Annotated in this window: 15 protein-coding genes and 2 pseudogenes; 12 read left to right on the top strand and 5 right to left on the bottom strand. The window is 30.4% G+C overall.

Translation table 11 applies throughout. The features are described from left to right. Nucleotides 1-89 precede the first annotated feature (89 nt). Nucleotides 90-1,439, bottom strand: a complete 1,350-nt coding sequence (locus tag ACNQGD_RS12385) for a hypothetical protein (protein WP_417999502.1) — start codon at nucleotides 1,437-1,439, stop codon at nucleotides 90-92. 735 nt (nucleotides 1,440-2,174) lie between these two features. Here ACNQGD_RS12385 and ACNQGD_RS12380 point away from each other — a divergent pair. The 8 genes and pseudogenes from ACNQGD_RS12380 (at nucleotide 2,175) to ACNQGD_RS12345 (ending at nucleotide 16,666) form a co-directional block, all read left to right on the top strand. After that, nucleotides 2,175-5,339 carry a helicase-related protein gene (locus ACNQGD_RS12380; protein ID WP_417999501.1) on the top strand — a complete coding sequence of 1,055 codons (3,165 nt, stop codon included), beginning with the start codon at nucleotides 2,175-2,177 and terminating at the stop codon, nucleotides 5,337-5,339. Continuing rightward, nucleotides 5,340-6,119 (top strand): DUF4391 domain-containing protein, encoded by a 780-nt coding sequence (locus ACNQGD_RS12375; protein ID WP_417999500.1) that lies wholly within the window; start codon nucleotides 5,340-5,342, stop codon nucleotides 6,117-6,119. Beyond that, the gene (locus tag ACNQGD_RS12370) at nucleotides 6,106-7,845 is read left to right on the top strand and encodes a DUF262 domain-containing protein (RefSeq protein WP_417999499.1); all 1,740 of its coding nucleotides are present in this window, start codon (nucleotides 6,106-6,108) and stop codon (nucleotides 7,843-7,845) included. Before ACNQGD_RS12375 ends, ACNQGD_RS12370 begins: the two co-directional genes overlap by 14 nt. 5 nt (nucleotides 7,846-7,850) lie before the next feature. Further along, a complete protein-coding gene (locus ACNQGD_RS12365; RefSeq protein WP_417999498.1) occupies nucleotides 7,851-9,959 on the top strand; it encodes a site-specific DNA-methyltransferase in 2,109 nt (702 codons plus the stop codon). Between the two features lie 2 nt (nucleotides 9,960-9,961). Further along, on the top strand, nucleotides 9,962-13,018 hold the full coding sequence (locus ACNQGD_RS12360; RefSeq protein WP_417999497.1) for a type III restriction-modification system endonuclease: 3,057 nt from the start codon (nucleotides 9,962-9,964) through the stop codon (nucleotides 13,016-13,018). Nucleotides 13,019-13,034: 16 nt separating this feature from the next. Then, on the top strand, nucleotides 13,035-15,083 hold the full coding sequence (locus ACNQGD_RS12355) for an ATP-binding protein (RefSeq protein ID WP_417999496.1): 2,049 nt from the start codon (nucleotides 13,035-13,037) through the stop codon (nucleotides 15,081-15,083). Between the two features lie 95 nt (nucleotides 15,084-15,178). Continuing rightward, the gene (locus ACNQGD_RS12350) at nucleotides 15,179-15,979 is read left to right on the top strand and encodes a hypothetical protein (protein WP_417999495.1); all 801 of its coding nucleotides are present in this window, start codon (nucleotides 15,179-15,181) and stop codon (nucleotides 15,977-15,979) included. 87 nt (nucleotides 15,980-16,066) lie between these two features. Further along, nucleotides 16,067-16,666 (top strand): annotated as a pseudogene (locus ACNQGD_RS12345) (DUF2779 domain-containing protein). 110 nt (nucleotides 16,667-16,776) lie between these two features. On the opposite strand, the gene ACNQGD_RS12340 reads toward ACNQGD_RS12345, so the two are convergent. Further along, the gene (locus ACNQGD_RS12340; RefSeq protein WP_417999494.1) at nucleotides 16,777-17,169 is read right to left on the bottom strand and encodes a hypothetical protein; all 393 of its coding nucleotides are present in this window, start codon (nucleotides 17,167-17,169) and stop codon (nucleotides 16,777-16,779) included. A gap of 47 nt (nucleotides 17,170-17,216) precedes the next feature. Further along, complete coding sequence (locus ACNQGD_RS12335) at nucleotides 17,217-17,495, bottom strand: helix-turn-helix domain-containing protein (protein ID WP_417999493.1); 279 nt, start codon at nucleotides 17,493-17,495, stop codon at nucleotides 17,217-17,219. A 143-nt stretch (nucleotides 17,496-17,638) separates the two neighbouring features. Here ACNQGD_RS12335 and ACNQGD_RS12330 point away from each other — a divergent pair, with 143 nt between their 5' ends. The 3 genes from ACNQGD_RS12330 (at nucleotide 17,639) to ACNQGD_RS12320 (ending at nucleotide 19,003) form a co-directional block, all read left to right on the top strand. Further along, entirely contained in the window at nucleotides 17,639-17,929 is a 291-nt protein-coding gene (locus ACNQGD_RS12330; protein WP_417999492.1) for a hypothetical protein, read from the top strand. Nucleotides 17,930-18,065: 136 nt separating this feature from the next. After that, a complete protein-coding gene (locus ACNQGD_RS12325; protein WP_417999491.1) occupies nucleotides 18,066-18,698 on the top strand; it encodes a recombinase family protein in 633 nt (210 codons plus the stop codon). Between the two features lie 2 nt (nucleotides 18,699-18,700). After that, nucleotides 18,701-19,003: a hypothetical protein gene (locus ACNQGD_RS12320; RefSeq protein ID WP_417999490.1), complete on the top strand. Its 303-nt coding sequence runs from the start codon at nucleotides 18,701-18,703 to the stop codon at nucleotides 19,001-19,003. A gap of 202 nt (nucleotides 19,004-19,205) precedes the next feature. Here ACNQGD_RS12320 and ACNQGD_RS12315 read toward each other — a convergent pair whose 3' ends face one another. Then, on the bottom strand, nucleotides 19,206-19,514 hold the full coding sequence (locus tag ACNQGD_RS12315) for a hypothetical protein (RefSeq protein WP_417999489.1): 309 nt from the start codon (nucleotides 19,512-19,514) through the stop codon (nucleotides 19,206-19,208). Between the two features lie 205 nt (nucleotides 19,515-19,719). Next, the gene (locus ACNQGD_RS12310) at nucleotides 19,720-21,258 is read right to left on the bottom strand and encodes a tyrosine-type recombinase/integrase (RefSeq protein ID WP_417999488.1); all 1,539 of its coding nucleotides are present in this window, start codon (nucleotides 21,256-21,258) and stop codon (nucleotides 19,720-19,722) included. A 145-nt stretch (nucleotides 21,259-21,403) separates the two neighbouring features. Between ACNQGD_RS12310 and ACNQGD_RS12305 the strand changes: the two are divergent. Then, nucleotides 21,404-22,354: pseudogene (locus ACNQGD_RS12305) on the top strand (YifB family Mg chelatase-like AAA ATPase); the annotation flags it as partial. Nucleotides 22,355-22,473 lie beyond the last annotated feature (119 nt).

Below are 22,473 nucleotides of genomic sequence, written 5' to 3'. Positions count from 1 at the left end.
ACAATTTTACAACTATGGGGTGACTTTCGCTAACAAGATTAGATTTTAATTTTGGCTTATATCCACTATTAGTTAGTATAAATAACCGTTTAAATTTGCCCAGATTTATAATTTTCAATTTTGATATTTGGAACCGCTCCAATATTTTTCTCTAAAATAGCTGACATTATCTCTAGGGTTTTATGTTGATGCTCAAGTGGTACCAAAAGACCATCGTGAATGGTGTACGGTATGATATTCTGATTGACCAATTCTCTACTTATTTTATCAATAAATATTTTGCTTTCGATAATCTGTAAATCAATTGCAAATTGGGCATGATTCTGTTCTTTTATTTTTTCAATCAATACATAAATATTTGGCAACGCCTTCTTAAATACCTTTTTAACATCAACATAATGGTCATTTTTTGAATAAGCAATTTGCATCCATATTTCTTTACACTTATCTCTGGATAAACCATATAGATTCTGTAGCCATTCATACCATCTTCCAGATAATGTAACATCTAAATATAAATCCATTTCCTTTTGTAGCTCTTTAGAAGCAGTATTTTGATAGTTTTTAAGCATAATGTTAAACAATACTGGTTGTGAATTTGAGAGGTCTAAATAAGTCATTTTTTCATATCCAATAATAAACACTTTCAAGTCCGAAGCCATGTTTGTTAAATTCGTATCTAAACGGTTATTGGTAGTGTTTCTGGTAAATCGCAACGACTTGTTGACACTTCCATTATTAATAGCATTTATAGACGATACCCGTGACGAATATCGTTTATAAGCAGAATTCTCGTCTTTTGAGTTTTTTGATTCTATAAGCTCTTTATTGTATCTATTAACAGTATGAGTCATTGCAGAGTCATAATCTATGGCTAAGTTTTTTCTATAATGACTCCCCATTTTTTTTATGTGTTTCGGTGCATTGTTTATATATTTAGAATCTTGTTCATAATCTCTGGTCAGAAACTTACGATTAGTCTTTGTTATAGGCACCTTAATTCTATACCAGCAGTCGTGAATCCTACTTTTTTGATTACCTACAATCCCTTTTATAGTAAGCGTTTCAAGGGTTATTTCTATGTTATCTCTTATACAATAGGTATCTATTATCTCTTTTATCTCATCTGTTTTAATATCATTTTCTTTCAATAACCGAGAAGTGATGTCTAAATATGCATTCATGGAATGTAAATAATAACTTGTTGCTTTTCCTTCGTGGGATTCATCTCTCCAAACAATATTCCTTATAATTAACCAATGGAAGTAATTCTTATAATTATTACCATATTTCAGTTGCAGATATGTAGAAGCCATCGGAATAAAATGAAACGAATAATCTTCAAATTTCCTATTCTGATTTGATTTGGATAAAATATCATTAATGACCGCTAATCCAACTATGATTTCTGATTCTTTGTTGTCTAGTAATGGTGACACGTGGGCTGAAGCGAAAAGTAAATCAACCATTTCTTTAGGTAAAAGGAAACTCCTAAATTTTTTATATTTAATACTCATGATAATGTATTCTCTCTTTTGTTATAATAACTCTCAATTTTATACTGGGGAGAGAACCAAGCGTTGCAAACCGCTTGGAACCCAGCTGTAAGTAATAGACCCTACATTTATAAATATAGATATTTTTAAAAATAAGTCAAGCAAATTATGAAAATAAATTCTGCCCGACCCTTCCCATGTATCCCTTCCCGCATAGGACTCCCTTCGTTTCTTTCCTCAGACTGTCCCCCGTAGCCCTTACTATATATGGGTATGATACCTTAAACTAAATTCTGGATATTTTTTGGACTTAGAAAAGAGACACCTCTATTTTAAAAAATATTTTTTTTTATTTTTTTTAGCAAAATAATTGTTCTTATTAGATAAATATAGAGAGGGTAAAACCGTTCTTTATGTACCAACCTTACTAACAATAGCACGTTAGCTTTCTTAAACCTTATTAACAATTGTGGGTTTATTTGTCTGCAAATGGCGATTTGAGAGCACTGAAGTGGCTTCCCTATGATATGACGCTCATACAGTTGATAAAAACGGTTGTATTTTTTAAATTTACCTCAATAAATAAGATAATTATTCTATTTTTATACTTTTAATTGAATAATTCTATGAATCGCTTAAAAGAGATTCTGAAAGAAAAAACTTAAATCAATCTGCTGAATGAAAATTATAAATAACCAAGATTTACTATTAATTGATGAAGTTAAGCAATTAATAAACCCAAAATCAAATATTTATATAAGCTGTAATCACTTTACTGGATTTGCATTATTTGAATTGATTGAGTTATTTTCAAAAGCGAAACAAATTAATTTTTTACTGAATAACGACTTTGGTTCCGATGATGATTTTCGTTTTATTCAAAGCGAGACTGAAAATAAATTAAATCTTTTACTGGATAGAAAATACCGAATCAATCAAGTCATAGGTTTAATTGATGATAAAATTCAAATTAGGAAAGGTGGTCTCGGTAATCAAAATATCTTGATTGTCGAAAATGAAGGTGTTTCAAATTGTTTTTCATTGACCCCAATGAACTTAGATTCCGTTTGTTTGGGTGTTTTAAGTTCAGATAATCCCATTTTTATTACTGGTTTTGAAGATACTAATAATCAATATTTAGCATTATTTAAAAATGCTTGGGATAACAGCAGAGAAAATTTAAATGACAGCATCAAAGGACTTTTAGAAAAAGGAACATCTAATATTTCGGGTGAAGCCATTTATAAATATAGTATCCGTGAGATTTTTCATTACTCCACAATCAATGAAAGAGCTGATGAAAAATTTGAAAAAGTTGGATTTAAAAATTCTAAAATCTGGAGTTTACTGTATAACTTCCAGAAGGATGCCGTTATTGGTGCTATTGAAAAAATAGAAACGTATGGTGGTTGTATCATAGCGGATAGCGTAGGTCTCGGTAAAACTTTTGAAGCTTTAGCGGTGATGAAATATTACCAACTTCGTAACGATAGAATCTTATTGTTGGCACCAAAAAAATTACGTGATAACTGGACGGTTTATCAAAGTAATGACAAACTTAACATTCTGGCAGAAGACCGTTTAAACTATGATGTATTAAACCATACCGACCTATCTAGAGAAACTGGAAAATCGGGTGATATTAATTTGGATACAATTAACTGGGGGAATTATGATTTAGTTGTTATTGACGAATCACACAACTTCCGAAACAATCCAAATAAGCGTGGAATGACTCGATACAAGCGTTTGATGAATGATGTGCTTAAATCGAACATCCGAACCAAAGTACTGATGCTTTCCGCAACTCCTGTCAACAATAAGATGAATGATTTAAAAAATCAAATTGCATTTATTACTGAAGGTGACGATAAAGCGTTCTCTTCTTATGGTATTGACAGCGTTTCACAGGTGATGAAGGATGCACAGCGAAAATTTACCAACTGGTATAATAATGGTGACCCAAATAATTTGAACGTTAACGAATTGATGTCACAACTGGATGGTTCCTATTTTCGTATTCTGGACATGCTTACCATTGCAAGGTCACGTAAGCATATTGAAAAATATTACGATACCACTGATATTGGAAAGTTTCCAAATCGTTTAGTACCCATTACTATATATCCAGAAATTGACAGACAAAACCAGTTTAAAGATATTGGAGAAATATACGATGAATTAAGCACATTAAATTTGGCCTCTTATACCCCTTTAGGATATGTTAGAGCTGATAAGAGGGAATATTACGAAGAAAAATACGATATGCTAACTCATACAGGAAGCATATTCAAACAAGTTGACCGTGAACAGAGTTTGATATACTTAATGCGTATTAACCTCTTAAAACGACTAGAAAGTTCTATCCACTCTTTTAAACTTACCGTTGAAAAACTGATTCAGTTAATTGATTCTAATTTGAAGCAAATTGAAGGTCATGATAATGGTGCTGTAGATTTAGACATAAATATTACCGACATCGACATTGATGATACTCAGCTTCAAGATTTACTTGTAGGTGGTAAAACCAAAGTAATGATTCAAGACATTGACATCATCCGTTGGAAACAAGACTTAAAACAAGATAAATCGGTTTTAGTTGCATTAATGAATAACATCAAATTGATTGATGTGGAACGTGATGCCAAACTGCTGGTGTTAAAAAATATAATTCAGAACAAACTGGAAAAACCTATAAATCAATATAATAAGAAAGTAATCGTTTTTACAGCTTTTGCCGATACTGCAAGCTATCTACACAAAGAATTACACGAATGGCTTAAAAATGAATTCGGTCTTTACAGTGCATTGGTAACTGGTTCTACAACCAATAAAACTAATATGCCTAAATGCCGAACTGATTTAAGTTCTATCCTTACTCACTTTTCTCCAAAATCAAAAAAAAGAGATTCCATTTTTCCAGATGAATCGAATCAGATAGATATTTTGTTTTGTACTGATTGTATTTCAGAAGGGCAAAATTTACAGGATTGTGATTATTTAATCAATTACGATATACACTGGAATCCAGTACGAATCATTCAACGATTTGGTAGAATTGACCGTATTGGTTCTGTAAACGAAAATATTCAGTTAGTTAACTTTTTCCCAACGATGGAATTAGACAGCTTTATTGACTTGGTAGCAAGAGTTCAAGGTAAAATGGTCATGTTGGATGTTTCTGCTACTGGTGAGGATAATATTATTTCTCAAAACAGTTCTGAAATGCAAGATTTGGAATACCGTAAAAGACAGCTGAAACAAATGCAGAATCAAGTAGTTGATTTAGAAGACTTTCAAGGAAATATTTCGATAACAGATTTAACGTTCAATGATTTTAAAATTGATTTAGAAAAAAGTTCCGATGACCAGCTTCAAGAATTAAGTCAAATTCCCAAAGGCTCTTATGCGGTGGTGAAATCTAATCTTCCAAGCCTTAAAACAGGCGTTATATTCTGCTTAAAAGGGAATAGTGATGACTATGCCAAAAAACTAAAAAACAACATCTTATATCCGTTCTTTTTAGTCTATATCAGTTTGGATGGTGAAGATATTGTGAAAGCTTCTCAAACCAAATTAGCACTAGATTATTTCAGAAAGTTGTGTATGAATAATGAAACGGTACTTCCAGATTTAATAGCGGAATTCGATAAAGAAACAAAAGGAAACAAAAGAATGGAAACGTATGCTAAACTTTTAAAAACAGCAATGCACGAAGTGGTTGGTGTTCAAGAAGAAGTTGGTTTGGATTCGTTAGCAACGCCAGGCGGAACAACTTTGTTAAGCGATGCTTTAGCCAAAGAAGAAAATTTAGAATTAATAAGTTTCTTAATTATAAAATAAATGTCGTTTTCATACAATACCATTTTTAACATTCCAGAACGAAGTGTTTTAGAGAAAAAGCTGACAAAGGCTTTCTTTCTGAAAAACTTTGATTTGTCGGTTGTCGAGAAAAAACTATTAAACAATTCCATTATTAACATGGATTGGTTAGCGAGTATAAAACCCACCATTGCTAACATTCCAATAGTTAAGAATGACAATTATACATATGAAGAAATTCAGATAATTGTCTGCACCGTTGTTGACAATCAACTGGATGAATTAGCCACTAAATGTATTGTTCTGTTACAGAAATACATTCCATACCAAATGATTTTAATTGTCGAAGATGACTCTAATTTTGTCATAAATGCTTGTGATAAGCGTATCAACTTAAACGACACTAGCAAACGAATCATTGACAGTTACAGTACCACAACCGCATTGTCAAAATTGTACAAAAACGAAATAATAACATCTTTTTTTAGTGCGTTAGATTTTTCTTCATTGGATAAAAGTAATATTGAAACCACTTATAAAAGTTACATCCAAGCCATAGTTCAGTTCCAAACTGCTTCAATCACAGGAAGTTTTAACAAACGAAGCCATAGTAGAACTGAAGAAGACATAATATTGCTTGCTTCCATTGAAACTATAGAAAAAGAAATAGCGAGACTGAGTAACCAAATAAAAAAAGTAACACAACTCAATAACAGAGTATCTTTGAACATTGAAATTCAAAACCAGAGAAAAAAAATTCAGAATATAAAAACCAAAATATCCATAAATGAACATCAGTAAAGAAAGTCTAATTAAACTATTTAACACAGGTACAAATCAGTATTTAATACCATTTTTTCAACGACCGTATGTATGGAAAAAAGAAGATTGTGAGACACTTTATGAGGATTTAATTGAGACTAGAGAAGAAAATAAAGTGAATCCACAAAAGGAACACTTTATCGGAACCATAATAACTAAAAACAGTCTTTCTAGTACGCAAATGACTGCTCAATATGATTTAGTTGATGGTCAACAACGAATGACGACATTTTCTGTGTTAATCAAGGCTCTAGCCAATAGCGTTGACATGAGTCAAGAAAATGCGGAACATCTTTTTGATAACTTAAACAGCACGCTATTCTTTAAAGATGCTTATGGAAAAATTCATTATCGAATTATTCATAACAGATTAGACCGAAAGTCATTTGATTTGATAATGCAATCTGATGGCAATAATGATGAAGATTTAGAAACTAACGATAGTAAAATTGTGGGTACCTATTTATATTTCAGAGAAAAATTTAATCAGCTAACCAACGAAGAAATCCTTAATTTAAATTTCACTCTACTTCATAAATTTCCAGCTATCAACATGGTTTTAGAATTACACGATGATGAGCAAGAAATTTTTGATACTATAAACTCACTTGGGGTAAAATTAACTACATCAGAATTATTGAAAAATTATATCTTTAATGATGCCGAGTCTAAAGCACTTTATAAAGAATTCTGGGAAGATGTATTTGAAACCGATGATGATACCGTCAAATTTTGGAATACTAAAAAAACTGCTGGTAGGGTTTACAGAGAAAATATTGATGTATTGCTTTATTGTTATTTACTTATAGAAAAAGAAAAAGATGTTTCGTTAGAACATTTGTTTAAGGATTACAAAGGATGGCTAAGCACAAAGACATTCCAAGAGAAAAAACTGTTCCTAGAAACCTTAAAAAATTATGCAGAGATTTATATCAATTTACCTTCTGGTACTGAATTAAATAATATGCGATTTAGTGATAATGAGAAACGATTTTTTCATGTTATCGAGAATCTAAATATTACAACAATTTATCCTCTAATTTTATTTCTTTACAAAAACGTTTCTGATTTAGTAGAACGTGAAAAATGCTTAGTTTTATTAGAAAGTTATTTAGTACGAAGAGCAGTATGTAAATTAACAACTAAAAACTACAATAATCTTTTTATATCGTTCATCAAGCAGTTAAAGCATACGACTGGAACAACTGTAGCAGAAAAACTTTCTGATATTTTGTTTGATTATACTGAAGACGGTAGTAGATTCCCTACTGACGTGGAGTTTAAAACGGGTTTTGCTAATTCGAATTTGAGTAATCAACATGCAAAAGAAATTTTATTTATCATAACCTTATTCCAGATTAACACCGTTCTGAATGATTTAACGGCTTTGTCTTCACAAGCTTTTTCTGTTGAACACATGATGCCAAAACAGTGGAAACAAAACTGGAATGGAGTATCAACAAGTGAAGAAATAAACCACAGAAATTTTAAGTTATTAACACTTGGGAATCTTACAATAATTACAAAAAATTTAAATAGTAAATTGCGTAATTCAGCATGGTTAAACAAAAAAACGATTCTGAATCAATTTTCGACATTGCCTATTACTACAAAATACACTTCATTAACAGATTGGAATGAAGTAAGTATTGAGGATAGAGCAACCGATTTATCGTTGACAGCATTAACTATTTGGAAGAAATAAAAAGCATGGAAAAAATAATTAAAGGAGATGAACTGACTCAAAGTTTAGATATAGTGAATGATAATATTGCTCGATTGAAAGAACTTTTCCCAGAAGTATTTACCGAAGGAAAAATTGATTTTAAAGTGTTACAAGATGTTTTAGGTGACGAAATAGAAACGGAAGAAGAATATTACCGTTTTACTTGGGCTGGAAAAGCACAAGCCCGTAGAGAAGCACATAAACCCAGCACAGGAACATTAAGACCTTGCAAAGAAGACAGTGTGAATTGGGATACAACTGAAAATTTATACATTGAAGGTGATAATCTCGAAGTACTAAAGTTGTTGCAAAAAAGCTACAACAACAAGGTGAAGATGATTTACATTGACCCACCATATAATACAGGAAAGGACTTTGTATATAAAGATAATTACAAAGACAATCTTAAAAATTACCAACAGATTTCTGGTCAAATTGATGATGAAGGAAACAAATTAACTACCAACTCTGATAGTGATGGTCGTTATCATTCTAATTGGTTAAATATGATGTATCCTCGTCTAAAATTAGCAAGAAATCTTTTGACTGATGATGGAGTTATTTTTATTTCAATAAATAATATTGAAGTACATAATTCGAGAAAACTGTGTGATGAAATATTTGGGCAGAATAATTTTGTAGAATGTATAATCTGGAACAAACGAATACCAAAAAATGATAAGGGTATTGGAAGTATTCACGAATATATCTTGATTTATACAAAAAATTCTGAATTAGAACATATATTCACAATGCCTAAAGGTGGATTGGATGAAATTTTTGAACTCACAGAAACATTAAAAAAGAGTAAAATCTTAATTAATTTAGCTGAAAAAGAGGTGAAAAAACTTTACAAAAGAAAAGACTATGACCGTGGCATTACACTTTACAATTCTTTAGATAAAAATTATAATCTTTGGGGTAAAATTAATATGAGCTGGCCAAATGCAAATACTTTTGGGCCACGATATGAGGTTCTACATCCAAAAACTAAAAAACCTGTTAATATACCAGATAGAGGTTGGAGATGGAAAGAAGAAACTTTTAATGAAGCAGTTGATTTTGATAACATTATTGAACTACATGATGGAAGTTTTATGTGTGGTAAAATTTGGTTTGCAAAAGATGAGAACACTCAGCCAAGCTCTATAAAATATTTAAATGAGGTTAATGATATGCTTCTACGTTCAATTGTAAGTTTTAAAAGTGATGGAGGGATAGAAGCTGAAAATCTTTTTAACAACAAAAGTATTTTTTCATATCCAAAACCAACTTCCCTTTTAAAAGCTATTCTATCATCGATTAATTTAGAAAAAAGTATTGTTTTAGATTTTTTCTCTGGTTCATCAACGACCGCTGATGCAGTTTTACAAATTAATGCTTTAAACGGTTTTAACAATAAATTCATTATGGTTCAATTACCAGAGAATCTTGATGAAAATTTAAAATACGCTGATAACAATACTAAACAAACAATTTTAAACGCAATAAATTTTCTTGATGAAAATAATAAACCTCATTTTCTTACGGAATTAGGTAAAGAACGAATTAAAAGAGCTGGAAAATCTGTAGTTAATTCTAAATTAGAAGAACTAAAAAAATTAAAGGCTAAAAATAGTTTGCTAAAAGAAGACTCTGAAATAATTAATAATTTACAATCAACAATCAATAATTTAGATACGGGTTTTAAAGTTTTCAAACTCGACAGTTCCAATATAAAAGGATGGGATGGTAATCCAGATAACTTGGAACAAAATCTTTTTGATTCTCAAGATAATATCAAAACAGACCGTTCAGAAGAAGATGTGTTATTTGAAATTCTTTTGAAATATGGTTTAGATTTAACCTTACCTATCGAAGAGAAAATTATTGAAGGCAAGAAAGTATTCAATGTAGGTTTGGGTGCTTTATTCATTTGCCTTGCTGACGATATAACCAGTAAAGTTGCGGAAGGAATTGGTAAATGGAAAGAACAAATCAATCCAGAAACTTGCAGAGCTATTTTTAAAGATTCTGGTTTTACAGATGTGGAAAAAACCAATGCGGTGCAAACCTTAAAACGTTTTGGGATTCATGAAATTAAGAGTATCTAGTTATGAAAATACAATTTGATAGTTCGTTAGGATACCAGCAAGAAGCTATTGATGCTATTGTGGATATTTTTAAAGGTCAAGAATCATGTGATTCTAACTTTACAGTATATTCACCAGAATTTTTAGCCAAACAGCAAAATATTGGGTTTACTGATATTGGTTACGGAAATAGAATGACAATTACCGAAGGTCAACTGCTGGAGAACATTCAAAACATTCAACTAGGTAACGGTTTAAAGCCGTCATCTCGAAATGAAGTGAATAGAAAAAATCTAGATTTTACCGTTGAGATGGAAACTGGTACAGGTAAAACTTATGTTTACTTGAGAACCATAGTGGAACTGTATAAAAAATACGGATTCTCAAAGCATATTATTGTAGTCCCATCAATACCAATCAAAGAAGGAGTTTATAAATCATTACAGATAACTAAGGAGCATTTAAGAGAATTGTATGATAATTTCAACTACAATTTTTTCATTTACGATAGTAGTAAACTTAATGAAGTAAGGGATTTTTCTACTAATGATGGTTTGGAAATCATGGTTATCAATATTGATGCTTTTGCAAAAAGTTTTGAAAACCCAGAAGACGAGAAAAAAACAGCCAATATAATCCACCGATATAATGATTCTTTAGGTTACAAACCTTTAGACCTTATCAAGAATACACATCCAGTCATTTTCATAGATGAACCTCAAACGACAATGAGTACCCCTTTGAGAAAAAAGGCGGTGCAAAGTTTGAATCCATTAGCCATATTTAGGTATTCTGCAACCCATAAAAAGGATGAGAAAATCAATATGATGTACAAACTTGATGCTGTAGATGCTTATGAGAAAAAACTGGTCAAGCAAATTGAAGTAGGTTCAGTACAAACGGAAGGGGTAAATAACGAAGCTTACATCCGATTAGTTGAAGTAAAAGTAAGCAAGGGCTATCCAGTGGCTAAACTGGAATTAGATATTTTCAGTAAAGGAAGTATTTCCAGAAAAATAGTTACAGTTAAACAAAATGAAGACCTTGAAGAGCTGACTGATAGAGCCGAATATCAAGGATACATTATCAAAGATATCTATGCAGTAACTGGAAGTGAGTATATCGATTTTACAAGTAAAGACGATATAATCAAGCTAGGCGAAGCCATTGGTGATGTTGATGAGAAACAAATCAAAGTAGCTTTGATTCGTAAAACGATAGAAGAACATTTAGACAAAGAGCGAATTTTAAACCCACAAGGGATAAAAGTATTAAGCTTATTCTTTATCGATACCGTTAGTAAGTATAGGATATATGATGAAGACGGAAATGCTCTAAATGGTGACTATGCCCAAATTTTCGAAAAAGAATATGTAAAGCTTATCAAAAAACCAAAATACCAAGATTTATTCAAAGACATAACGGACTCAGAGGCTAATGTTTCAGAGGTACACAATGGTTATTTCTCGATAGATAAAAAATCTAAAAAGAGTAACGCAAAAGAAAAGTTTGAATACTTTAAAGATACCAAAGGAACTACTAATGCTGATGAGGACACGTATAGCTTAATCATGCGTGATAAAGAAATGCTATTAAGCTTCGATTCTAAGTTGAGGTTTATCTTCTCGCATTCGGCTTTAAAAGAAGGATGGGATAATCCAAACGTATTCCAGATTTGCACCCTAAAAGAAGCTGGTGGTTCAGACACTAGAAGAAGACAAGAAATTGGTCGTGGTTTACGTTTGTGTGTTAACCAAATAGGAGAACGTGTGTATGGTCACGAAGTAAATACCCTAACAGTAATGGCTTCAGAATCCTATAAAGATTTTGTTGACAACCTACAGAAAGAGATTGAAACTGAAACTGGAATTCGTTTTGGAGTGCTGGAAAGTCACAGTTTTGGTGACGTGGTTTTGGATATTGTAAATTCTGAGGATGAAGAAGGAAACCCAATAAATGATGTGATTTACTTGGGACAAGAAAAATCAGAAGAATTGTATAAATTCCTAATCGAAAAAGAATACATAGATAGCAAAGGAAAAGTTCAAGACAAATTAAGAACCGCTATTAAAGAAGATAAAGTAGAACTACCAGAAGAATTGATGGAAGACCACAAAGTGGTTAATCAAATTCTCAATACTTTAAAATTAACAGCGGGAAAACTTGATGTTAAAAACCAAGCAGACAAAAAGCAAGTAAAAGTCAATAAACGAGTTTTGGATAGCCCAGAGTTTAAAGAATTATGGGAACGTGTTAAGTTCAAAACTACATTCTCAGTTGATTTTAATTCCGACAATTTAATAAACGAATGCATTCGAGCATTAGATGCCAGTTTGAAAATTACAAGAGGTAAACTAATTTATACCAAAGTTAAAGTTGGAATAACCGTTGGTGGTGTTGATGCAGAAGAAACTCCAAATACTGAAGTTAGTCAATTAGATTCGGAAGTAGAAAACTTACCAGACATAGTTAGTTATTTACAAAATGAAACCAAGCTTACCAGAAAGTCTATCGTAAAAATACTGACAGGAACTTTGAAACTGAAATACTTCAAAGTCAATCCTCAAAAATTCATTGAAGGCTGTATTGACATTATCAATGAACAAATGCGATTGCATATCATTGATGGAATTAGCTACAAGAAAATTGGCGATGCTGAATACTATGAACAAGAACGTTTCGAAAATAAAGAATTATTTGGCTACCTAAAAAGTAATCTAAAAACGAGTGAAAAATCACCTTATGATTACGTGGTTTATGATTCAACTGTAGAATCTACTTTAGCCACCGAATTTGAGAACAGCAGTAATATTTCCGTTTATGCGAAATTACCAAGTTGGTTTGTAATCGATACGCCACTAGGAACATACAATCCAGACTGGGCGGTACTTTGGAAAGATGAAAATGAGGAAAAATTATTCTTTGTTGTGGAATCAAAAGGTAGTACCAGTTTATTCGATTTAAGACCAAAAGAAACTGCTAAAATTGATTGTGGCAAAAAACACTTTGAAGCTATTGGTAGTGAAATGATTTTTGCCAGTGAAATGAGTGATGTGGTGGATTTTGCTTTAAGTAATTAATTTTATAAAATTTAAAATGAGTACATCAAGAAAAAAAATTACAACAAATTCTAGGATTGTTAAAGAGCATCTAACAAATTACAAAGATACTTTTCAAGCACTTACTGAACTATTAAACAATTCAATTCAGGCAAATGCTAAAAATATTCAATTAAAAATTAATTATGTTGGTAATGCACTTTCAAAATCACCAATTAATAAAATTGAGATTATTGATGATGGTCATGGTGTTTCATATTCTGAATTTGCAGATAAAATTCTTGAGATTGGTACAATCTCTAAAACTTCGGGCAAGGGGATTGGTAGATTTGGAGTTTTCCAAATTGGTGATGAAATGAAAATTGAAACCATTGGATTTGATTCAGCGGAAAATAAATACAGTAGAACTTCATTTACTTTAAATTCTAATGTACTTAAAAATGTTAAATTCAATGAAATTGAGTTTGATGTTGATTATGAGTATTATGACAAAGGAAATATAGCTACAGAGTACAAAGTCTCTATTAATGCGCTGCACCATAATAAACAGGAGACTATTTTTAAAAAAAATAAACTTACTGATAGTTTTCTAAATAAAAATATTAAATATGCTATTTTTGAACGCTATCCAAACGAAATTTTTAATAATACAGTTAATTTTTCAATAAACGGAGATTCAATTACCAAAGAAGACTTTGTTATCGGAAAACCTTCGTTGGTTAGAAATAAATTTATGGATAAAAAAGGTGTTGAACATGCCACATCTTTTTATTTCTATAATATCAAATCTGATATGAACAAGGTGAAAGTTTTCTTCCAAGTTGATAACTCTGGAATTAAAAGCATAGCTCATGAATTCACTTATTCATCGGATTGGTATACAGATGAGCTTGGCACTTGGTTTATTTATGTAGAATCCCCAATAATGATTATTGACTTGTTTAGAAATCTTGATATAGAATCATTGGGAGAACAACAAGTTATAGAATATAAAAATTTTATAAAAGAAACTATAAATGTTTTTTTTAAAGCTAAAAATAAAAGATTTGAAAAGTTTATTAGCACTCTCGAACAGGATATATATTATCCATATAAAGAAGGAAATAAACCAAGTTCTGAAATTCATGAAATAGTTTTTAAAAAAGTTGCTTATCTTATAGAGGATGAACATAAATTACTTCAGAAAAATAATAAGATAAGAGAATTTATTTATTTACTCCTTAATCAATCAATTTCTAATGGACACATAGAAGAAATATTTACTAAAGTTCTAAATTTAAATGGTGAGAATTTAAATAAGTTTCATTCATTATTACAAAAAACAGATTTAGAAGATATTGTTCATTTTTCAAGTCAAGTGGCTGAAAAAAATGAATTTTTAGATTTTTTTCATGAATTAACCTACGGAGAAATTTCAAAAGTTCTTAAAGAAAGAAGTCAATTGCATAAAATTTTAGAAAAAAACTTGTGGATATTCGGTGAAAATTATAATGGTACTCCCCATGTATGGTCAGATAGAAAAATAGAAAAAATATTTAATGAGATTAGAGAAAAGCATTTCAATTACGAACCAACTAAACAAGATGAGAATTTAATTGAGATAGAAGGAAAGGGGTTGAATGATATTACTGATTTATTCTTTTTTAACGAAAAAATTTTAGATGATGAAACAAAGGAGATAATGGTTGTTGAGTTAAAATCACCTAAATGTTCAATAGGGCTAAAAGAATTAAATCAAATAGACAAATATGCCTATACAATTGAAAAACATAGTTCTCTTCCAAATGACAAGGTGAAATATAAACTTATATTAGTTTCATCGAAGCTAAACGATTATGCAAAATCAAAAATGAAATCAGCTTCTGAAATTCATAAAAAGCCTTTTTTATATGACATAAAATCTGAAAAAAATATTGAAATTTATATAATCGAATGGAAGGAGTTGATTGAGCAAAACAAGAGAAAATTAGGTTATTTATCGAGTAAGTTGAGCGTAAAAGATGTATCTGTTAAAGATAAATTTGAAGCGGAATATTCTGAATTGATTGATAAAAAAGTTATCGCACAATTAAGAAAAGTGAGTTAATATAAATATTTTACATTTAGAAATTTATAGCATTATTATAATAATTAAAACAGAACTATAAAAAATAATGCTAATTTCTATAGTCAAAATTATTTATGGAAAAACCAATCCTTTCTAAATCAACTTATATTAGAGGCTTACAATGTGAAAAGTCATTGTATTTATACAAGCATGATTACAATTTAAGAGATGGTATTTCTTCTCAACTGCAAGCCGTTTTTAATCAAGGTACTAATGTTGGAATATTTTCACAACAATTATTCCCCAATGGAGTGGATGCGTCACCCTCAGACCATTTTAAAATTCAAGAATCAGTAAAAAAAACAAAGGAATATATTGAAATTGGGGAGTCAATTATCTATGAAGCCACGTTTCAATTTAATGGTGTATTAGTAGCCATAGATATATTAGTAAAGGATGAAGAAGGCTGGAAAGCCTATGAAGTAAAAAGTTCAACAAGTATTTCCGAAACATACATAAATGATACTGCAATACAATATTATGTAATTACCAATTCTGGTATCGAACTTAAAGATATTTCAATTATTTTTATAAATAATCAATATGTAAAAAACGGTGATATAGATGTAAAGGAACTATTTACAGTTGAATCGGTTTTGGAAAGAGTTAAAACAGTTGTTCCAACAATTCCCAATCAAATTGAGTCTTTTAAAAGATTAATATCTCAAGATTCTGTACCTAATATTGATATAGGAATTCATTGTTCCACACCTTACGGTTGTGATTTTATGGGTCATTGTTGGAAACATATACCAGAATATTCCATTTTTAATATTTCTAATTTATACACTACAAAAAAGTTTGAACTTTATGAAAATGGTATCGTTACTTTTGAACAAATTGACTTAAACAACTCCAAACTAAATCCAAATTAACTTTTACAAGTTACAAGTGAGTTAAACAATAGCACTTATATTGATAACTATAATATAACTCAATTTTTAAAAGACTTTGAATATCCATTGTATTATCTCGATTTTGAAACAATGACTTCAGCTGTGCCAATCTATGACAACAGCAAGCCTTATCAACAATTAGGTTTTCAATATTCATTGCACATTCAAACAGAACAAGGTTAATTAGAGCATAAAGAATACTTAGCTGAAGCCAATCCAAATATAGACCCTAGAATTAACTTCGTTAAACAATTGATAAGCGATTTTGGTAGCACTGGTGATATTTTGGTATATAATATTGGATTTGAAAGAGGAAAACTGAATGATTTAATTACAATGTTTCCAATCTATACATCTGAAATTACTAATATAATTGGTCGCCTAAAAGATTTGATGATTCCATTTCAAAAAAAATGGTATTACACTCCAGAAATGAAAGGCAGTTACTCAATTAAGTATGTATTACCAGCATTGGTTCCAGAACTCTCATATCAAGATTTAGAAATAAAAGAGGGTGGTACTGCAAGTTCTACATTTACACAAATGGTCAGTGGGGAATTTCAAGGAAATATTGATAAAACTAAAATTGATTTATTGGAGTATTGTAAATTAGATACTTATGCAATGGTAAAAATATTGGAAAAACTGAAAGAAGTTACCCAATAAATCATAAGCCCATATTGAGAGCATTATTCACAATTATATTACCATAATTGTGTGCGTTAGACTAAAACTGATAATTTTCAGCTTGTCTATTCCAATCAAATTTTTCTAACTCAAAAATTATAATTTACTGCCCTATTTTCGTAGTCAAAATCTGCTAACCCTTCTTTAATAATTTCTGTTATCGACTTATCAATTTGGTCTTCGCCAAACCAACACACAGCGATACAACTACCATCAAATTCGTTTTTGGGGTCATTAATGGGGTCAGCATCCAGCCATGCGGTATACATTATCGGTTTTAGTACCTCATCTGAAACATAGTCGTTATTAGTAAAATGAAAAACAGATAAATGATTCGCTCTTTTTAATGCTTCTTGGTAATCATACATGATTTTTTCATTAACATCCTTACTTGGCGACCCAGCTAGTAGACCACTGTATGTATGACTAAACTGAAATTTTTCAACTGTTATTTCACGTTTACTAATTTTAATATTACCCATAATCTGTTTTTAATTATAAAATAGCTGATGATAATAATATGGCATATTTAAACATTTCCTTTTAAAATTTGAAGGCTTTTTTCTAATAATACTTTAGCTTCGTCAACTTCACTTTTTGTAATAACATTTCCCATTGTTGGAACAAACAATTCTCTTATATCAACATCAAGTGCTTCTGCTATCTTTAATAGTAGTTGAATAGTTGGTAAGTTTTTTTCACTTGAAATATTAGATACAGTTGTTGGTGACACACCCACTCTTGAAGACAGTTCATCTCGTGACATTCCTTTTAATGTCATTAGTTCCTTTAATCTTAGTACAGCCATTTGATTATTTTTTACAAATATAGTTAATTAATCAAGTGAAACTTAATTAATTAATTAAAATATAAAATAAAACTTGCTTTTTAATAAAATAATGCTTTACTTTGTAGTGTATTAATCAAGTTCCACTTTATAATTACAATACTATGGAAATCGCTAAAACAATCCTTGAACAAATAAAATATGCTGATAAATGGGCTTTGATGGCTTATGGGTCTAAAATTTTTATTGCATTACCAGAATCAAAAGAATATCAAGGTGGGTTACAATTTCAATGTTCTGGCATTGTGCATAAAGGATTGGTCAGAATCCAATTAAAATGGATTGATACGTACACAATCTCTTTTGTAAACAAAAATGGTGAGGTTGTGAAAAAAGTTGAAGATGTTTATTGCGATATGCTAGTTGATGTTCTGGATTACATCGAAGGTAAATAGTAACCCGTTGTGCAGAATTAGAGTATAATCATACAGCAAGCAAAAGCTCATATTAATTTTATAGGATTTCCAAGAAAATAAATTGTGAAATATACACCAGCCTAATATTGCACATAAAACAATAATAAAAACACTTATGAAAAAAGCAAGGTACATTCGTCAAAGTAGTCAAGGGCAAAAAAATTTTCGTCAGTTAGCTATAGCTCATCCAGACGAAAAACTATTTATTGATATTATTAGTGGGTCTATTCCATTTAATGAACGCCAACAAGGTAAATTATTATGTGAAGCAGTTGAAGGTGGAGAAATTGATTATGTGACTTTTCATGCTATTGATAGAGCTGGTCGTAATACTATTAATGTTTTGCAAACCCTAAAATATTTTTATGATAAAGGTGTAACAGTAAAAATTGACAATCTAGGACTTGAATCGAGGATTAACGGTAAATCAAATCCTGTATTTAATTTAATCACCACAATTCTTATTGAGCTGAGTTCTTTGGAAAAATTAAGTTTACTTGAAAGACAAGCAGAAGGAATTTTACAGGCAAAATTAAGGGGTAATGTCTATAAAGGGCGTGTTAAAAACACTAAAGACACCCCTTTACAGACCATTTTGAAACATAAAAGAACAGCTAAGGTAATCAAATCAAATCCAACTCTTTCACTTAGACAGATTGCTAAATTAGCTTCAGAAAGTGATTATAAAGTTTCTGCTAATACAGTAAAGAAGGTTAAAGAGTTGCTTAAAAATCAAATACTTGAATAGTTATGAGAGACGTTAATTTATCTAATATTTATCTTTACATGATTCAGTTTTATGGTGTAAAGAAGTTTGAAGTTTTTAGTGTTATAAATGAATTTGGTTCATCACCAACTGAAACCATGATAGAATTCTATTACAATAGTTCTATAAAAGTAAATCCAATTAGATTACATAGGAATCTTGAAAATAAGATTAGAAACGTAAACAAGTTTTTTGTAATTGTTGAAGAGTCAAAAATTATTGTCCATATTGATTTCAATAGAGAAAAAGGAATGATTCAATATGATTTGGAGTATAGTATGAACTAGAAAGAGCGATAAAAAAATTAGAAACCTTCAAAAATACCTAATTCGAATATGGCAAAATAGAATTTAACTGGCTCAGTTGGTTCAAACTGTATTAAATTTATCCGTTTCTTTATCTGAAATAAAAAAGAGCGGGTGTCTCAAATGACAACCCTCTCTTTTTTATCTATGACATTTGGGTTATACTTTAGTAAAAATCTATTGATTAATTATTAGCAACATGAAAATCATTAACTAAAAAATGGCAAGCTACCAATCTATTCTCGCCATAAGAAATCACATAAATTTTTTCTGGATTTGCTTTAATTTTTTCTATCATAAAAGGTTCAAGGTTATCATAAAGAACTTTATTTTTAGTTTCAGATATATAATAATATTTCATTTCATCATTAGATATTTGAAGTATTAAAGCACCGCTATCTTCTTTTCCACTTTGAATATAACAATCAACTAAGGCCTTGTTATTCTCATTTATAAGTCTTGATGTTTCTGTTGCAAATTGTTCTACAGTCATATTATATAGTTTTTATTGGTTTTAAAAGCTAGTGGCATTTTATGATAATCTATCTTAAAATTATCTCGCACTAATTTAAAAAAAATGTTTGGATATCATTGAATTAATTTTATTATTTCATGATAATAGCTAATAAATGTTTATGATATTCATAAATTTATAATAATATCTTTTCAATAAGGGAAATTTAAAGGTCAAGTAAAAGTTAGCTGAATTGGTCAGATAGCATTGTATTTATACTTGTGATATTGTTACTTGGTAATCTTGAAATATATGTTTGTGTTGTTGATAGATTGCTATGACCTAATGATTGGCTTATATCAGTTATATCAGCATTATTTTCTAATAACAATTGAGTGTAACTATGTCTGGCAATATGACTGGTTAACGATAAAATAATACCACATTGTTTTTGTACATCTTTTAATAATACATTATAATATGCACGTGTACCAGTTAACCGTTTATATTGTAGTGGTGATAAGTTATCAAAATTATTTGTTTTAAAATTACTGAAATCGGTTTTTTGTAAAAAAAAGAAAATAAAATCATTTTTAATACCACTTAAAATAAGACTTTTTATCGCATCAGCATAAACGGTATATACTTCAATCTCAATTTTTTTTAATAATTCTTCATTCATTGTAATTATACCTTTATATGAAATTTCAATAGCTTGTTTATTTGCATATTTCTTTGCTGTTGGTTTAAAAGCAGAATCAGCAATTGCTGCAAGTTGAATTACCGTTGATAAATCTTGTTTGTTATTAGGTATTAATAATGCTTTATATTTTTTAATTTCTTCTATGTGGTCTTCTTTTCTCAATTCAATTATTGCTATCTGTTCTTTTAATGTTGGTATAAGTCTAAATAATGGATAGTTCAACATCTTTAAAGCCATTGGTGTTAGATTAAGTGTCATACCTTTTTTGGTTTTAAACATAGTGTAATCTAGTTGCACCACGTCATTAATAATAGAAAATGAAGACCATCTTAAAAGTTGCACATCTGAACATCTTAAACCTTGTGTAAAGAATTGAAATAAAAATATAGTAGCAATTTCATTTAGTGTAATATCGGATTCTCGTTTATTATATTTGAAATTTCTTGTATCAACAAAATTTGTATTTAATATTTTTTTTATTTCATCAGCTGATAAAGCTTTTACTTTCTTTTGTGAAAACTTATAACTGATATTTTCAAATGGGTCAATTATGTATGTAACAATCTTAGCACGTTTTGCTTTATTGATAATTGATTTAAATGATTTTAAATTATAATTTGCTGTATCAATTGCATTGCCATTTTGTGTTATAAATAAATGAAATTCTTTAACTCGTTGGTTTGTTAACTGGTTAAATTTTAAATCAGAAAAACCAATTGATTCAAGATACTTTTTAAATTTATTCCTTATGTTAGTGTATTTTAACTTAGTACCTTCATTAATGGTAGTACTGATAATATCATTATAAAATTCAAGTATTGTTTTATTTGTGGTTGCTAATACTTGTACATCGTTATCGTGTGCTGATAAATCTTTCAGTACCTCAATAATCTTTTCGTTAATTTTTTCGTGGTTATCTTCTTTTACAGATACACGCTGTTTTGTTTCCAGCCAATTTTTACCAAATATTTTAATACCTAATGATGATATTTTTGTTTTGCGGTTTTCAGTTATTCTGACTTTTAAAAAGCCATGTTTATCAGTTGGTGTTACTGGTCGGTAAATTATCTTAACGCTCATAACTTTTTTTTTCAAAGATATATATAAATTATTACCGTACAACAATCATACAACAAAGGTTAATAAAATATAGTAAACATTTTCGATTGAAATATGTAAAGTATTGTATATTAACAAAATATAAAATTATATAATATTAATACTAGATGTCAAAGGACAAGAAAGTATTAAGCGCTGCATGGAAATTGCGGCAGCTGGAGGACACAATATTATTTTGATTGGTCCACCGGGAGCCGGAAAAACAATGTTAGCCAAGCGTTTGCCCAGTATTTTACCGCCCATGACGTTGCGGGAAGCTTTAGAAACTACTAAAATTCATAGTGTTGCCGGAAAACTAAAGGAAGTAGGTTTGATGAATCAAAGACCGTTTCGCAGTCCACATCACACCATTTCAAATGTTGCTTTAGTAGGAGGAGGTAGTTATCCGCAGCCCGGTGAAATTTCTATGGCGCACAACGGCGTTTTATTTTTGGATGAGTTACCGGAATTTAAACGTGATGTTTTGGAAGTTATGCGTCAGCCATTAGAAGACAGGGAAGTAACCATTTCCAGAGCCAAATTTACGGTTACCTATCCATCCTCGTTTATGTTGGTGGCGAGTATGAATCCAAGTCCGAGTGGTTTTTTTAATGATCCCGATTCACCACAAACTTCTTCCCCACATGAAATGCAACGGTATTTGAGTAAAATTTCAGGACCTTTATTAGACCGAATTGACATTCATATCGAAGTGACTCCGGTTCCTTTTGAAAAATTATCTGATGACCAAAAAGCAGAAAGTAGTGTTGATATTCGCAAAAGAGTTACTGCCGCTAGAGAAATTCAAACCGAACGTTTTGAGCAAATGGAAAATATCCATTACAATGCGCAAATGAATACCAAACACATTCGGGAATATTGCGCCTTAGACGATGTTTCCAAACAATTGTTGAAAACCGCGATGGAACGCTTGAATTTATCGGCGCGGGCCTACGATCGTATTTTGAAAGTCGCACGCACAATCGCTGATCTTGATGCGGCTCCAATAGTGGTTTCCAGCCATATTGCTGAAGCGATTCAATATAGAAGTTTGGATCGTGATGGTTGGTTGGGGTGAATCAGATTTCAGATTTTTGATTAACGATTTTTGATTGCAGCTATTTAACCTCTGCCCAAGCTCCGCAAAGTCTCCGACTTTGAGGTAGTGATTTTCAGTCTCTGACTGACCTTAAAAAA

The sequence above is a fragment of the Flavobacterium glucosi genome, from assembly GCF_048286535.1.
Lineage (GTDB): Bacteria > Bacteroidota > Bacteroidia > Flavobacteriales > Flavobacteriaceae > Flavobacterium.
The sequence above is the reverse complement of the archived record's forward strand: the minus strand, read 5'-3'. Positions and strand labels throughout refer to the sequence as shown.